We start from the raw sequence: 16720 nt of genomic DNA, 5'->3' as shown, positions 1-16720 counted from the left end.
ATGAGCAAATACTTTATATATAGCTTTTGAGTAATCCAATTTTAGTTTTTTGAAATTTAGTATGCAGCACTGGAATACACGTTTATTCACTATAGTTGTCGAATATTCTGTGCTTAATTATCTCCAGACTGATATACTATAAACACAATTGTTCTTGAAGGGTGATGATATTATGTATGAACAACAAAATAATAGGGATAGAGATCAAAAAATGATGTTTTCTATGCAAGGAATTCCCACAAATAAAGTTAACATGAATCAATTACCTAAATGGATTAGAATTTTCGGCTATTGTGCGTTTGGTTGGATGATAGTATTTAGTTTTATTATGATTGTAGGTTTAATTCTTCAATAACTATACAGATAAACAATTAAACAGGACGGTATTTAGATCATATATCTAGGTAATGTCCTGTTTTTCATATATAATTCCTCATTGATATAGTTAACCGGTCATAACAAAAAGAACCTGTAGAATATTCTACAAGTTCTTTTTTAAATATTGTTAAAAAAGGAACAACAAACTATCTTAACATTCAATACAGGGAGACCATTTTGATTATGGCTTGGTTTTATTGTATATCAATTATTAATATTTGAAGAAATATTTTTTTAATATTATGTGAATTAAAAACCTAGAGTGTTTATTTTAAATTTCATTTACTACTAACTTCTTCTTACTTAAATAAACTGCACGATCAGATTTTTTAGCAACTTCCTGTGAGTGCGTCACAACAATAATACATTTATTTTCTTTATGTGCAAGTTCTTGAAACAGTTCTATTATATCCATTGCCGTTTCTTCGTCGAGGTTTCCTGTTGGCTCATCCGCAATCAGTAAATCAACATTACAAGATAATGCTCGAGCAATTGCTACACGCTGTTGTTGCCCGCCACTTAGTTGCAGAACGTTACGTTTCGCTTCTACTTCTGTGAGTCCTACCTTTTCTAATAATTCTAATGCCCTTGCAGTTTTATTTTGCACTTTAACACCTGTAATTTCCATTGCTGTTAGGACATTTTGAAGAGCAGTCATATAGGTAATCAAATTATAAGATTGGAAAATTACAGATACATGTTGATTGCGGTATCGATCCAAACCAATTTTTCGAATATCTTTTCCATTATACAGGACATAACCATTTTTAGGGACATCCAGTCCGCAACCTAAGCTCAGAGTTGTGGTTTTACCAGATCCAGATGGTCCTAAAATTGTGTAGAAATGCCCTTTTTGAAAAGAAAAATTAACATTATCTAGTATCGCTACATTTTTCCCATTACTTTCATAATAAAAATCCAAATTTTTAAATTGTAAAATCGTTTCCATATCGATCCTCCTTATTCATCTTTTAAAAGAATTTGTTTTGGATTTAAACGTAGAATTGATAATGCTGGAAGAAGCGTTGCTAATATAGCAATAGCTAGTCCTATCCCTCCCATTTTGCCTACATCTTCTCCTGTTACACTTACATCAATTTTATCAATCGGATCCTCTTTTTGATTTTGTACAGTTCCACCAGGTCCAGACATCATTACAGTCCCATTTTGCGGGTTGTTTGTTTCTTCGCTTGCTGTAGCAACTTCACTTGAAAGTAAATTATCCCCTATATATTGAGAAACTTTAGCTCCTGTTGTTATGGATAATCCAAAAGCTAAAATAGCGATACATACTACTTCTACTACGAACTGCGCCATCAGCTTCCACTTTTTTTCTCCAATGGACAATAGAATCCCCATTTCTTTACGACGTCCTTTAATCGATAACATAATGATTAATCCTAATATAATCGCACCTGCAATTGATACAATATAAATAATCATTTGAGAAGTAGATGAGATATTTTCGATAGGCCCAATCATTTGTTTGTACAATGAATCATGTGCATCTAATTTATAGTAATTAAAATTAATCTTAGATTTTTTTGCTTCTTTTTTAAATGCTTCAATGTTTTGTGGGTCTTTCAAGAAATACACGACTTGAATGCTACTTATACCTTGATCTACTTCAAATTTTTTCATAGTTGAATGCGGCATATATAGTTTATTAGCTGGATCCATTATAGGAGGGGCCTGTTGACCCATTGCTTGCTCATTCGTTTCGTAAATACCGATAATTTCAACCTCGAGGGTTTCCTTCTTATCCCCTGATTGCACTTTAACTTTGTCTCCTACTTTCAAATTGTTTAATTCCGCTAATCGTTTTTCCATTAAAGCTACATTCTGATCTTTCATCTGTTCTGTAATTGGTTTCCCATCAATGATTTTACTTTTGCCGTTCTTAAAGCTTTCTTGTAATGCAGTCTTGCGAACTCCCTCAATCATAAAGGAAGCATTCATATCTATTTCTGTACCGGAGCTTGAACCGCCTCGTACAGCCGCCATTCCCGCTTTGCCCTTTCCTTCTTCTTCTCCTTCTGAAGCTCCTACTAGTTTAAGTCCATCCGAGATTCCGAATGTATTGCTTATGTAATTATAGTCTTTTACATACTTTGACTTCGCTAACTGATCTGCTTCTTTCGTGTTGAGCTTCGGTGGATTAGGCATCTCTCCAGTTTCCTGAGCCTGTTGACCTAATTTGTCAAAATCAAGACTTAAAGTAACATCTGCACCTAGTTTTTTTCTTGCTGCATCCGCAGCTTTTTTTGATGCATTTTGGATTGTAAATCCTGCCAACACTAAATTTGTAACAATTAGGAAGACTGCCATCAAAATTAATGATGTTCCTACTCTTTTTTTCATACTGAGAATTGCTCTTTTCATAAAGTTCATTTTTTTCTTACCTCCTTGATAACTTATATTTTATATAGGTTATCTAGAGTCTATATGGAGCTAATCGGTAGTTTATCTAGAGATATAAGGAGTTTATGTGTAGTTATTCAATGACTTTGGTGAAGAATATTGGTAAGGAGCTAGTCCATATATATTAAGATTCATTGAATGAGAGCTTACAAATCTATGCTTATTATGTAATTTCTATAGAGCTAATTAAAAGCACCCTATTTGAATGGTTATATGTGGTTTGTTAAATATGAAAATCCATTAATGAATATGGCGTTTTATTGAAGTTGGTCGGATTTTTTAATAATAATATTGTGTTAAAAAGCCTAATATATCATTTTATAAGTTAGGCTTTTATGTTATCTATAAGAAAAAGTTATAGAGACTCATAATATTTTATAATTTAACCTATTGTATTTAAACAAGTAAAATAAAAGTAACAAGTGCATACATTAAGGAGGTTTTTTAATAGTGACAGAAACTATAACATTTAGGATTGCTACGGCAGATGATTTAGATGATATTGTAAAAATGCTTGCTGATGATGTTTTAGGCAATAAAAGAGAGCGCTATGAAACACCACTCCCTGATAGTTATATAAGAGCATTTCATGCTATTGATTGTGATCCAAATAATGAGTTGATTGTAGCGTGTGATGGGACGGAGATTGTTGGTCTTCAACAAATTACATTTACGCCTTACATTGCACGTCAAGGTGGTTGGAGAGCTACTATTGAGGGGGTACGGACAGTCTCATCAAAACGTGGTAAAGGTATAGGAACTAAACTTATTAAATGGGCTATTCAACGTGCTACATTGCGGGGATGTCATTTAGTACAGTTAACAACAGATAAAGAACGACAGGAAGCGTTGCAATTTTATAAGAAATTAGGATTTAAAGATTCTCATGAAGGATTAAAACTTTTTCTTTAATGAATATTGTTATTTATATACCCAAAAGATGCATATTGTAAGGTTCATTGACTACTGGCTTCGAAAACTATAGTAACTATCACTGAATAAAATATATTAATTGATACATTGTTCATCATTTAAATTACATTACTTCAAACGGTGTATCTTTTGATACGAAAATAAGCAAGTTAATGTTCTCTCATATAAATGAGAATATTAACTTGTCTTTTAAATTGTAGTATAAATTATTTATGGTTTTATTTTATTGTTAGTTTTATAATATAATATACAAATTTATCACCTGGCTTTATAATTCAAGCACGTACTATTAGACGAAAAAAATATTTTAAATTTAATTTACAGTATAAATAAAACATAAATTTTGTCCATGTTTTAAACAATATGTATTTTGGAGGAAGTTAATTTGATTTTTTCAAAACTCATTGATCGATACGCCTTGTATGATTTGCACAAAAAAAGAAGTGGAGAGTTTCAATATACTTCTCTTTCTAACACCGCACTAGATATAAAGGATATAGAATTTTTTTATAAAGTACAACCATCTAATATTCATTTTAACATTAAGCATGCAAAGCAAGAAAAGGAATACATGGTTGGACAGTTCAAATATAAAAGCTCGGTTCAATCTGGTGATTCACGCAACGATTCTGTAACTGGGGAATTATTTTTACATGAAAACGAAGATGCACCTCATGTCATCTTCGTTCACGGTTGGAGAATGGATTCTAACGAACGTGTAAAAAAAATATTTCACGACCATATGACTAACTTGAAGTGGAATATGTATTATTTTACTCTACCCTATCATTTTGAAAGAAAACCCAACCAATCCCTATTCAGTGGAGAGTACATGGTAAGTGCTAATATTGAACGAACTGTACAAGCCACTAGACAAGCGGTAGCTGATTTACGAACTTTGATTAAATGGATTAAAGCAAATAAAAATGGTCCCTTGATTTTAATAGGAATCAGTTTAGGTGGGGTTATTACAAACCTAACAGCTCTTGTTGAATCAGACATTGATGTATTGGCATCCATTTTCTACGCGAATCGACTTTCATATTCAATTTGGAAGACAAATCCAGGTAAATTCATTAGAAAAGATTTGGAACATCATGGTGTAACGTATAATGATTTAATAGATTATTGGAAAATCACTGAACCGAGTCAAGCATTACCAAAAGTGAAAAAAGAAAATATTTTATTAATTTCAGGCAAGCACGATCTATATGTGCACCGTGAGGATACGGACTACTTGTGGGCATCTTGGGAAAAACCTACTCGATATATTTATACATGTGGGCATGCTGGGATTGTTCTTAAACGTAAAAAAATTGCAACTGATACTATCAATTTTATTCAGAATCGATTGAACTCCCCACACTTTCCCAATGTCATGCTTTAAAACAAGAGATTACTAAGTACAGGATTTTATACTTATAATGTTTTATTTTATACTGAGCTCATTTTTAAATCTTTCTATTGTCACCTCCCTTAACCTTGCATGATTGGAAAATGATATAGAATTTAGGAAGAAACTATGAAATAAACTCGCCATATGGAAAAGCGCTACTTATTCACCAGATATTATTGTTGTTTAGCTTGTTTATGCAATATTACATATAAAATGCTTTATTTGTTCTGTTATAATTTTAAGAGTAAGTTATTCATCCATTCATTTACACCATCCATATCTACAATTATGGAAACCCTAATTACACATAAAAAAGAGAAGAACATTGGTGAGTTCTTCTCTTTTTTTATTTTTTTAAGATTACTATCCAAAGTAATTATTGCAATTACTTCAAGCTGGCTTTTGAATTATAAATTCTGATTTTCATACTTCTTCATGAGTCTATATAAGGAAAAAAGAATTTACTCCTTTTCTAACCAAATAAAAGGAATTTTTTTAAACAGTTATTTTAATTTGTACTGTTCTCCTATATTAATGCCTGCCCATGAGTATTTTCCTAAATTATATATTAAGGAATACAAATGTATTAATCCTTTCCGAATATGAATTCGAACATGTATCCGTTGCAATATGCCATTAAAATAAAACGGATCACCTCTTGGTTCAATTAGAAAACTACTTGTAAATAACTACAACGACATGAAAACACTTTACTCCTAAATTAATCACTTGTATTACTGGTTGCATGAAACTCCTTCTTGAGAAAGGTTTTAATTTCCGAATATTCTGTTGACTGCTAAGACATATTCAATTTACAATTTAATTGTGATGTTTTTTCACAATTAAACTACTTAGAATACACTTCATTTATTCGAAAACAATTACAAATAGAGGTGCTAAAATGAAAACAAGAGTAAATCCAGAGTTATTACAAGGGTTAGAGATGTTTCCAGATCTCGATTTACGCCCGGAAAACTTGCAATCAATCAGAGAAGGAATAGCTCAAATGAGACCACCTACCGTTGTTGATGAATCCCTTTCGTTAACTGATGAAATCATTATTGGACCTGATGATAATCCGTTACCATTAAGAATTTATCGTCCAAAATCAAATAATGAATTTTTACCTGTCTTATTATGGATACATGGTGGTGGTTATATCTTAGGTTCTATAGATGATAACGATGATACTTGTATGAGATTTGCAAAAGAAGCTGGCTGTGTGGTCGTATCTGTAGACTACCGCTTAGCACCTGAACACCCTTACCCAGCACCAATTGAGGATTGTTATTCAGCTTTAAAATGGATCGCTGATAATGCAAAGTCATTAAACATTGATTCGAATCGAATTGGGGTTGCAGGAGTAAGTGCTGGCGGTGGACTAACAGCAGCATTATCATTATTAGCGCGAGATCGAAAATATCCTTCAATTTGTTTACAAATGCCACTATATCCAATGATTGATGACCGAAATAATACACCTTCAGCGAATGAAATTAAAGAGGGATTTGTTTGGAACCAAAAAGCAAATGAAGCTGGGTGGAAAATGTATTTAGGAGAAATGTATGGAACGGATAAAATCCCTGCCTATGCAGCGCCTTCCCGAGCGGAGGATTATAGTGACTTACCATATACTTACACATTTGTTGGCCAATTAGATCCATTCCGCAGTGAAACATTAACCTATGTAAGCAAACTAGCGCAAGCTGGTGTTGATGTCGAGTTTCATTTATATCCAAATGCCTATCACTGGTTTGAAGGGTTAAATCAAAATGCCGATGTATCTATTTACGCTGTAAACGAAATGGTACAAGCAGTAAAGACCGGTTTCAAAAGAGTCTCTAAGGTTGAGGCTTAATCCCTATACAAGAAAAACACTCGTAAATAGTATAATAGCCGATTCTCATTTAGAATCGGCTATTAATGTGTAAAATTCACCTAATATATCAAGGCTGAGAAACGGATATAAGATGTTTAGGCGATGTGTTTATTTCCTCTGCCAATGCTTTTATGTTCATCATGATTTGAATTATTTCTTCTTTTGTTGTCCTTGGGTTGATAGAGCAAAGTCGAATTACTACTTTTCCTTTTAATTTAGTCGTACTTAGCATAGCAAATCCTCTTTGATTAATTTCTTCCACCAGTTTTTTGTTTATTTCATGAATTGTATCTGTAGATGTTAGCTCACATGGAATATAACGAAAAGTAACAATTCCTAACTGTGCAGGTGTTACCACTTCCCAATCTTTTTCTTTCCTTAAAAACTCTTCAACTTGTTCAGCCAACATAATGCCATGATCAATTGCCTCGCGAAAAGCTGTGACTCCAAATACTTTAAAAGAAAGCCATACCTTTAATGCCCTAAATCTACGAGAAAGTTCAATTCCACGCTCCCCAAAATTCACTTTTTCTTCTATATTAGTTTCTGTATCCTTAATATACTCTGGGATCATACGGAATGTTTCACTTAAATATTGGCTATTTCGAATGAGTACACAACCAACATCATAAGGCTGAAAAAGCCATTTGTGCGGGTCTAACGTCAAAGAATCGGCACGATGAATTCCACTTAACAACTCCCTTCCTTTTTCGCTAAGAATTGCTGCAGCCCCATAAGCCCCATCCGCATGCAGCCATACATCTTCATCACTACAGAGATCAGCCAATTCATTAAGAGCATCAACTGCTCCGCAATTCGTTGTCCCTGCATTAGCAATAACACAAAATGGTTTTTTTCCTTTTAATCGATCTTCTTTTATTTGCTTTCTTAAAGTACTAACTGAAATTTTTAAATCTTCATCTGTTTCAATTCGGCAAATTTGAGAATTTTTAAAACCTAATACTTTAAGTGCTCGATCTACAGAAAAATGAGTTTGGTTAGAAAAATACACAACCGCATTTTCTATGTCATTATTTAACTTGACCTGTCTCGCTACAGTAAGTGCAGTCAAATTAGCCATGGAACCGCCACTGACAAATAGCCCTTCAGCTGAATCAGGGAATCCTAGCATTGATTTTAACCAGTTGATTGTCGTTAATTCAATTTGTTCCGCACCTGCACCTACTATCCAAGCTGTAGGGAATACATTAAACCCACTTGCTAAAAAATCTGCTACTACACCAACATAATTATTCGGACCTGGCACAAAAGCCATAAAATGAGGATGGTCCACATGAGTAATTTGATTAAACACATTGTTATTAAGAAAATGAAGTAACTCTTTTGGGTTGGATCCGTTTTCTGGAATTGTTTCAATTAGCTTGTCTCTAAAAATATTACTATCAATTGTTTCCGAAACTGGTTTACTTTTTAAATGATTCATATGATCAACAATCAAGTCCACAGCTTGATATCCTAACTGACGCATCTCTTCGGCTGATAACTGCAAGTTTTTTGTCATTTGGTTTACTCCTATTCTATTTAAAAAGGCGAGTTCTTGCTCGCCTTTTTATTTTTTATAATTTGTAATCACCGATTGCCTGTATTGGATTTTGAAGAATTGTGTTGATTAACTGATGGATGTGATTCAATATTTCCTGTATTTTTTCCGCTTCATATACGGTTTGATCATATCCAAACTTTATTGTAAGTTTCTCTTCAGGGAAGCACATAATTCCAAACTTTACATGCGGCTCATCAACAACTTCATAATCTGTGATGGCAAAATTTCTGTTTTCATTTGAAGAAAAGATAGCTGGGTTAGTCGGATAGTTTTCAAAAACCCAAAGATGGTCAGTCAACTGATTTTTTAATTCACTTTGTTTTTGTATATCAACAAATGAATAGTATGCATACTCATTACATTTCAATGTTTCTAGTTGTACTTTTTGCAGGAAGTCCACAAAAGATTGCGTTTCTGTCCATGCTAGTCGGATAGGCAAAACATTTGTGAACAGACCGAACATATTTTCAATCCCTTCTACTTCGGGAGGTCTGACTGATACTAGATTAGGTAATACTACTTCTCTCACTCCGTTGTATTTGCCAAGCAATATTCCCCATACAGCCAGTAATGCTGAATTCATAGTTATATTGTTTTTAGTTACAAATGTCTGTAACTGATTAGTCAAATCCTTATCTAATGTTAAATCCTTAAATGTGAAATTTAACCCTTCACTTTGAGTTGGTACTTTCTTTTTAGGAATGCTAATTTTCCGATTGTATCCTGATAAATAATCCCGCCAAAAATGACGTGCTTTTTCATGATCACGTGTTACAGTCCAATCTATGAATGTCTCAAAAGGTTTCACCATAGGTAACTCTGCCGTAGTTCCCGCATTTATTGTTTCATAGAGCTGGAATAATTCGTCTATCAAAATGCTGACGCTCCAACCATCACATAATAGATGATGGGAACTCCAAACCACCTTATGCTCGTTATTACCTAGTTGGAATATACAGAGACGGGTCATGAGTTCATCATTTTTGAATCCTTGACTTAAATTTTCATTCATCCACTGGTCTAGGAATTCTTGCTGTTCTTGTTTCGTCATCTCAATCAAGTTTTTTATCTCTGAAATCATTTGAACATCTTGTAGAACAGCTTGCCAAGGTTGTGCTTGTTCATCTTGCACAATTATGGTTCTTAGAGAATCATGACGAGCAACTAATTGTTGGAAACACTGAATAAAGAGATTAATATCCAGCTCCCCCTCAAGTGCCCAAATTGTTTGTTCGAAATATGCATTTGTATCAGGTTCAGTCGCAGCATGCTCATAAATAACTTCCTGGAAAGGTGCCAATGGGTAAATACGTTCTATTTTTATTTCGGGCATTTTTTCTTGTATTTTGATGAGTGTATGTTGATTAAGCTGTTTATCTTTAACATTTAGTGATGTAACTTTATTATCGTTCATTTTGTTTACATCACTTGTTTGCGAATTTGGAAGATATTCTAGCTTTTTAACAAATTGAACCATGTCTCCTAATATAGGAAATGAAAATAAATTTTTTGGTTCTAGCTCAAATCCTTGTCTATACAGTCTGACGGAAACTTGAATAGCTTTTATCGAATCTCCACCTAAGGCAAAGAAATGATCATTTACTCCAATCCGATCTACTTTGAGTACTTCTTGCCAAACACTAGTTAATATTTTTTCCATTTCAGTTTTTGGAGCAATAAATACTTCACTTTTTTGTTTCGCCGGAGTAGGGAGTGCTTTTCTATCTAATTTCCCGTTTGGAGTCAAGGGCAATTGTTCCAAATAAACAAAATAAGAAGGAATCATGTAATCTGGCAAGTGATCTCGCAAATGCTTTCGTAGTTCTGTTGTGCTAATATTTTGCTCAGTTACCACATATGCGACTAAAAATTTTATTCCATACTCATCTGTCTGATCAATCACTACTGCATGTTCGACTTGTTTGTAAGTGAGAAGACAATGGGCGATTTCTTCTAACTCTACTCGATATCCTTGAATTTTGACTTGATAATCTTGTCGGCCTAAAAATTCAATATATCCCTCAGGATGCATTTTTCCACAGTCTCCTGTCTTGTATATAAGACCAAAATCAGGATGTGATACAAATGCTTCATTTGTTTTCTGTTCATCATTTAAATATCCTTTAGCAAGGCCCACTCCCCCGATATATAAATCCCCAATTACACCAACAGGGCACATTTTCTTTTCATAGTTCAACACATAATACGTTTGGTTTGCCAAAGGCATCCCGTATGGAATACTATTCCAATGTGATGCCACCTGATTGACCGGATAATAAATTGACCAAATCGATGCTTCTGTTGCTCCTCCTAGTGAAATTACTTCTGCAATTGGAAAATGTCGTTTTATTTTTTCTGGTAAAGAAAGTGGAATCCAATCTCCACTATGTAAAACTAAACGCAAGGAAGAATGTTCAAAATGAGAACCTACTTGCTCCAATGCCAAATCCATGATTGCAGGCACTGTATTCCAAATTGTAATTCCTCTACGTTCGACAGTACGGATTAATTCTTGCATGTCTCTTGGATCACGAATCATTACCAACATTGCACCTGTGCTCAAAGTTCCGAAAATATCGTATACAGATAGATCAAAACACATGGAAGAAATACCAATAGTACGATCATCTTCATTTACCTGATATTTTTGATTAATATCTTGAATTGTATTTGAAACCGCTTGATGAGTAATAATTACTCCTTTCGGTTTTCCAGTACTTCCTGAAGTGTAGATAATATAGGCAAGATCTTCCGGACCAGCAATGGCAGGCATATCTTCTGTTGTATATAATGACAAATGCCTTTCTTCATAAAGACTAGCTTCTAATAAAAGTTTGCATGTGCTATTTTCTAAAATATATGTTTGACGATCTAAAGGATGGTCAGGATCAATCGGTACATACGCGGCACCCGCTTTTAGAATACCTATCATATTAACAATTGTCTCAACTCGTCTTTGTGCTAAAAGACCAACTTTGTCACCTAGACCAATTCCTTGTTCTTTTAAAAAGTGCGCAACTTGATTGGAACGCTTATGAAGCTCCGAGTATGTTAACCAATCTTGTTCAAAAACCACTGCTACTTCATCCGGTGTGCGTTTTACTTGGTCTGTAAATAATTGATACAGAGTAGTTGAAGGTATTTTTTCTGTTGTCTCATTGTATTGCTCAGTTAAAGTTTGATCCGATTCTTTCATCTGCAAAGATGTTACGTCGCTTTGTTTCACCAATTGTTCCAATAAGTCAACAAATTGGGCGAACATTGCTTCTATCACATCAACATCAAACAATTCTTCAACATAGTTCCAGCTAATTAATAACTCTCCATTTTTTTCAATTACCACATTATCCAAATACACTTGTGGAGTCCGAGCATGAATATGGCGAAGTGAACCAAGCTGTTCCCAAGCAAAAGCACCCGCACCTGCTAGCATCGAGGTGAAAACAATTGGCATAACTGCTTTTGGCGTCATTTGATGATATCGAGTAAAATCTCGAATGAAATTAACTCCATCGTAATGGCGATGTTCAAGGCCATCTAATAAAGTAGATTGCGTTTCTTTTACTCTAGTAAAGAAAGATTGCTCTGGTTTTACATCAATATCCAACAAGATGAGTGAAGTGAAATCTCCCACAATTTTCTCTACTTCTTCATGAACTGGATAACGGTTAAATACAGTCAAATTAATTGCCAATCGATGTTGATTACTCCAATATGCCAACACATCACCATATATTGTACAAAGCAGAGCAGAAGGAGTTACTTCTTTCTCTTGTGCTAACTTTCGTAGCTTTGTCCATTTTTCATTGTCTAGGATTTTAGTAAGTGATTGGAATTTAGGAATAGCAATCTCTATCGGGTCCTTTTTTAACAGCAAGGAAGGCGCAAATGGAAAATCAGGAAGCTTACTTGTCCAATAATCTTTTGCTGTTTTATATTCTGTGCTTTGTTCCATTTCATTATAAATAAACATGTAATCTTGAAAATCAAAAGATAGAGGTTCTAATCTTTGCTCTGGTTTATAATAATAATGAAACAAATCCTGTCCAACAATGTTCATACTAGCTCCATCCATTAATAAAGCATCGTATCGAAAACATAATAAATACGTGTCTTCTTTTACAAGAAAGGCTTTTAATTCAAACAAAGGCCATTGCCCCAAAGGGAATACATGGTTAGTCATTCGAGAACGTTCTTCTCGCAAGCGAGCATTTTGTTTCCCATCATCTAAATCTATGAGGCTCACTATTTCAATCTCGTAATCAGGAACACTTTCTAATATTTGCTGTTTTCCCTCTGGTAAAATTACAGCTCGCAACATTGGATGACGATGAATTACCTTTTGAAGACTTTTTGAAAGACGATTGATATCCAATTCTGTTTCATATTCAAAATATGTTTGAGGTGAAATACCACTTAATTCAAACTGTGAATTCCTTCCTAACATATACGCTGTCTGAACTTCTGTTAAGGGAAATGGCTTAGACAAATTTTTAACATGAGTTGGTCTATTTTCAAACCTTTCCTCTTTATGCTCTACCTCTATACAAGAACTAAGTTGAGCAATCGTAGGGTGCTTAAAAAAATCTGTTGTACTTATTTTCAAACAGTCTTTTCTTAATAAATTTATTACCTGTAATGCTTTAATCGATTCTCCTTTTAGTGCGAAAAAATTATCATGAATACCAATTCCCTCAATCTCCATAACTTTTTCCCATGCATGCACCAATTTTTGTTCAATTTCATTGCGCGGGGCAACGTATGGAATTGATACATAATCAGTTTGTGTTATATCCAATAACCTTTTCCTATCTACTTTCCCATTTGGATTCAACGGAATCTCTTCCACCTGAATCATTTTTTCAGGAATCATGAACTCAGGTAATTTATCACTTAAATATTTTCTGATTTCACCAAAAGGGACCTTATTATCCGATACATAGTAAGCAGCTAATAATTTCCTATTTCCATATACTTGATCAACAACAATAGCTTGGTTTATTTCTGGATACTCCCTTAACTGACTTTCGATTTCTCTTAATTCAATCCGATACCCCCGAATTTTCACTTGATGATCCATTCGACCTAGATATTCAAGCTCCCCATTAGGCAACCAACGAACAAGATCACCCGTATGATACATCATTTCTCCTACCATAAATGGACTCTGTACAAACTTTTCATCTGTCAGTTTAGGTTTACCAAGATACCCTCGTGCTACCGCCACGCCAGCAATGCAGAGTTCACCCGGAATTCCAAATGGTTTTAATTGACCATACTTATTCAATATATAGGAATGATAATTCGGATTGGGATTTCCAATCGTAACTTCTTTGGCAGTGCTTAAATCCTTTACTGTTGCACAAATGGTTGTTTCTGTAGGACCATAAATATTTAAAATCGTTGCTTCACTAATACATCGAATCTTTTCAACCAAATCAATGGAAAATGCTTCTCCTGCTAACAAAATAGATTTTAAATCTTTTAGAAAATTTGCCCCTTCTGGATCACTCAAAATAACTTCCATTCGCGATGGCGTTGACTCCCATAGATCCACATTATGCTCTTTGACCAAATGAGCCAATTCTTTTGTTGCAAACTGGTCCTCTGTAGCAATAACCACTTTCGAACCTTGAGTTAAAGGAAGACATATTTCTAACAGGGAAATATCAAAAGATACACTAGCAAGAAACAAGAATGAATGATTATCTTTTACTTTTTCTCTCATTACACTTAAAAAATGGACAAGCGATTTCTGTTCCACCATTACTCCTTTTGGATTTCCTGTCGATCCTGATGTGTAAATAACATAAGCCAAATCATTAGGATGACTTTCTCGAACTAAATTACTTTCTTCACCTTGGAAGAAATGCCCCTCATCAAGATACAGCACTTCACCCGCAAATTGTGGCAATTCTACTTCTGTTCGCTTGCTCAGTAAACATTTTGCTTGACTATCTTGTAACATATATTCAATTCGTTCATTTGGATAATTAGGATCGATTGGTAAATATGCTGCTCCGGCTTTCAATATCCCCACCATACCAATGATCATTTCTAATGACCGATCCACCATAACCCCAATAATACTTTCTGTCGAAACATCTTTACTTTGAAGAATAGAAGCCAATTGATTTGCTTTCTTATTCAATTCTCTATATGTCAAAGATTGATCATTACAAACAACAGCAATTTGATCTGGGGTTTTTGATACTTGCTTCTCAAACAAATCTTGAAATGATTGAGACAATTCTATGTCCGCCTGACCTTGATTCAATTCTTTTAGCAACTCTTTCTCTTCTTCTGAAATGATACAAATATCTTTCACAGCCAAATTCGAATTTGTTGACACTTGCTTTAAAACATAAAGATATGAATTTGCAAACTGTTGCAAAGAAGAGAATGAATGAGACTTGAAAGAAATTTGAAATTCAAATTCATTATGTATTTCATTCCATTTTCTTCGTATCCATATGGCTAAATTATTCTCTGCGTATTCTTCTATCGAATTTTTATTATGTAATCCTTCCATCCCAATAACAATTTGAAAAGGAGTTAAATGGTGTTTCGCTAATAATTCAGAAAGTGGATAACTCTGATTGTCATACCCGAATAAAGTCGCTTGTTCAATCTGATTTACTACTTCTTTAAAGCTGTGATGAGGATGGATTTCACTTCCTAAAGGAATCAATTTATTAAGATTCTCGCTTTGTTCAAGATTTTTTTCAATTACAGGAATACCAATAGTAATTTTTTCTTGATCTGTATAGTGTGCCAAACAAATCCTTAACGTGGCCTGTAACCAGCTAAATAATAATAAATCTTGAGACTTACTTACTTTTTGTATACTTTTACTAAACTCTACATTCATTATGACTTGAACGTGCTCGCAAGGATTTTCTTTATTTAGTTGGTAACCGCTATTAAATACAGAAAAATCGAGAACCTCGGAAGATAACTGCTCCTTCCAAAACGCCTCTACCCCTTTATTTTCATGAATCGAACTTCGATCTTTAATGTGCATTTTTATCTTTATCCCCCTAATATTCATTTCATCTATTCGTTAATTTTCAAGCCAACTTCAAGCCCATGGAGAAATACTTGATGGCTATCCAAACATAAAAATTGCTCAATCTCTTCAAATTTCATATGACCAACTGAACAAACGCCTAAATTCAAAGTCTCAGCCACCATATTTAAGGTAGCAGTGATAATACCAGACTCAATACAAGCAAATAAATATCCATCTGAACCGTATTTTGGGATGGAAGCGTTCGCATTATAAACCAAATAAACTGAAAAGGCAGACTGAGTAAATAAATCTTGGTTAATTAACTCATGATCACTTTTGATTACTTGATCAATATTATTTACAATCACAAGACAGTTTTTTGATGGGTTATAATAATAAAATCCAGCTTTCATACCTTCTATACGTTTTGGTTTTATATAAATAAAGATATCAATAGGATAGAGCCCGCCTGCACTTGCGTAATGATAGTATATATTTTCTTTCCTAACCTGTTTTAGAGTTGATATGAATTGGGAAAATTCTAAAAAACTAATATGTTTTTTCATATCGAATTGGCGACAAGACCTACGTTCCTTGATTATAGTTGGTAGCTCATTTGTTGTTTCAAGTTGAATTTCGGCTGGTCGCGCAGAAACGTGCGTTCGATTCAATTGTTCACTCATATACATATCTAAATATTCTTTAGAAAAGCGAATCTGGTCGCTATATGGATTTGGAAAAATCTTTTCTTGTGTGGAAAATACATCTCTTGGGTGTAATATGTTACTTACTAACACACGATTTTTTATCATAAGCTCTATTGTTTTTTGTGTCTCTTCTACATTTCCTAAAGAAAAGCGTTCTACTAGTTCACTAATTTTCACACCTTTTTGAGTCAAAAAATAAAACTCAGGAAACCACTCAGACAGAATACCTGTAAATCTCATTTCCCCTATCAAAACTTCATTATGCAACTTCTCCCAATGTTTAATAGGAGACCAATAATAAATTTTCTCGCTCATATAACCCTCCATAAACTTTTAACTTAATTTTCAAATACACTTTTCTAATCTACAAAAATAATTTTTAGATTCTTCCTCTTGTCTCGAAGTGATTATAAATACATGTACTTCAATA

Annotated in this window: 9 protein-coding genes; 4 read left to right on the top strand and 5 right to left on the bottom strand. The window is 33.8% G+C overall.

The features are described from left to right. The first annotated feature begins 172 nt into the window (after nt 1-172). Nucleotides 173-355, top strand: coding sequence for a hypothetical protein (locus JDS95_RS16530; protein ID WP_000273228.1), 183 nt, complete (start codon nt 173-175; stop codon nt 353-355). A 294-nt stretch (nt 356-649) separates the two neighbouring features. Here JDS95_RS16530 and JDS95_RS16525 read toward each other — a convergent pair whose 3' ends face one another. Both JDS95_RS16525 and JDS95_RS16520 read right to left on the bottom strand, forming a co-directional pair. Further along, the gene (locus tag JDS95_RS16525; protein ID WP_199690682.1) at nt 650-1327 is read right to left on the bottom strand and encodes an ABC transporter ATP-binding protein; all 678 of its coding nucleotides are present in this window, start codon (nt 1325-1327) and stop codon (nt 650-652) included. Nucleotides 1328-1338: 11 nt separating this feature from the next. Further along, the gene (locus JDS95_RS16520; RefSeq protein ID WP_001010237.1) at nt 1339-2769 is read right to left on the bottom strand and encodes an ABC transporter permease; all 1431 of its coding nucleotides are present in this window, start codon (nt 2767-2769) and stop codon (nt 1339-1341) included. Nucleotides 2770-3249: 480 nt separating this feature from the next. Here JDS95_RS16520 and JDS95_RS16515 point away from each other — a divergent pair, with 480 nt between their 5' ends. The 3 genes from JDS95_RS16515 to JDS95_RS16505 all read left to right on the top strand — a co-directional run bounded on the left by JDS95_RS16515 (nt 3250) and on the right by JDS95_RS16505 (nt 6986). Beyond that, nucleotides 3250-3711, top strand: a complete 462-nt coding sequence (locus JDS95_RS16515; RefSeq protein WP_000140903.1) for a GNAT family N-acetyltransferase — start codon at nt 3250-3252, stop codon at nt 3709-3711. Nucleotides 3712-4117: 406 nt separating this feature from the next. Further along, complete coding sequence (locus JDS95_RS16510; RefSeq protein ID WP_000577691.1) at nt 4118-5119, top strand: alpha/beta hydrolase; 1002 nt, start codon at nt 4118-4120, stop codon at nt 5117-5119. A gap of 910 nt (nt 5120-6029) precedes the next feature. After that, nucleotides 6030-6986: an alpha/beta hydrolase gene (locus tag JDS95_RS16505; protein WP_000857948.1), complete on the top strand. Its 957-nt coding sequence runs from the start codon at nt 6030-6032 to the stop codon at nt 6984-6986. Nucleotides 6987-7074: 88 nt separating this feature from the next. Here the strand turns inward: JDS95_RS16505 and JDS95_RS16500 are convergent, their stop codons facing one another. The 3 genes from JDS95_RS16500 to JDS95_RS16490 are packed head-to-tail and all read right to left on the bottom strand — an operon-like array spanning nt 7075 to nt 16605. Then, nucleotides 7075-8529, bottom strand: coding sequence for a pyridoxal phosphate-dependent decarboxylase family protein (locus tag JDS95_RS16500; protein WP_000164819.1), 1455 nt, complete (start codon nt 8527-8529; stop codon nt 7075-7077). A gap of 55 nt (nt 8530-8584) precedes the next feature. After that, the gene (locus JDS95_RS16495) at nt 8585-15595 is read right to left on the bottom strand and encodes a non-ribosomal peptide synthetase (protein WP_199690681.1); all 7011 of its coding nucleotides are present in this window, start codon (nt 15593-15595) and stop codon (nt 8585-8587) included. Between the two features lie 32 nt (nt 15596-15627). Then, nucleotides 15628-16605, bottom strand: a complete 978-nt coding sequence (locus JDS95_RS16490; protein WP_001290971.1) for a SagB/ThcOx family dehydrogenase — start codon at nt 16603-16605, stop codon at nt 15628-15630. Nucleotides 16606-16720 lie beyond the last annotated feature (115 nt).

It is taken from the genome of Bacillus cereus group sp. N24, assembly GCF_016483345.1.
Lineage (GTDB): Bacteria > Bacillota > Bacilli > Bacillales > Bacillaceae_G > Bacillus_A > Bacillus_A toyonensis.
The sequence above is the reverse complement of the archived record's forward strand: the minus strand, read 5'-3'. Positions and strand labels throughout refer to the sequence as shown.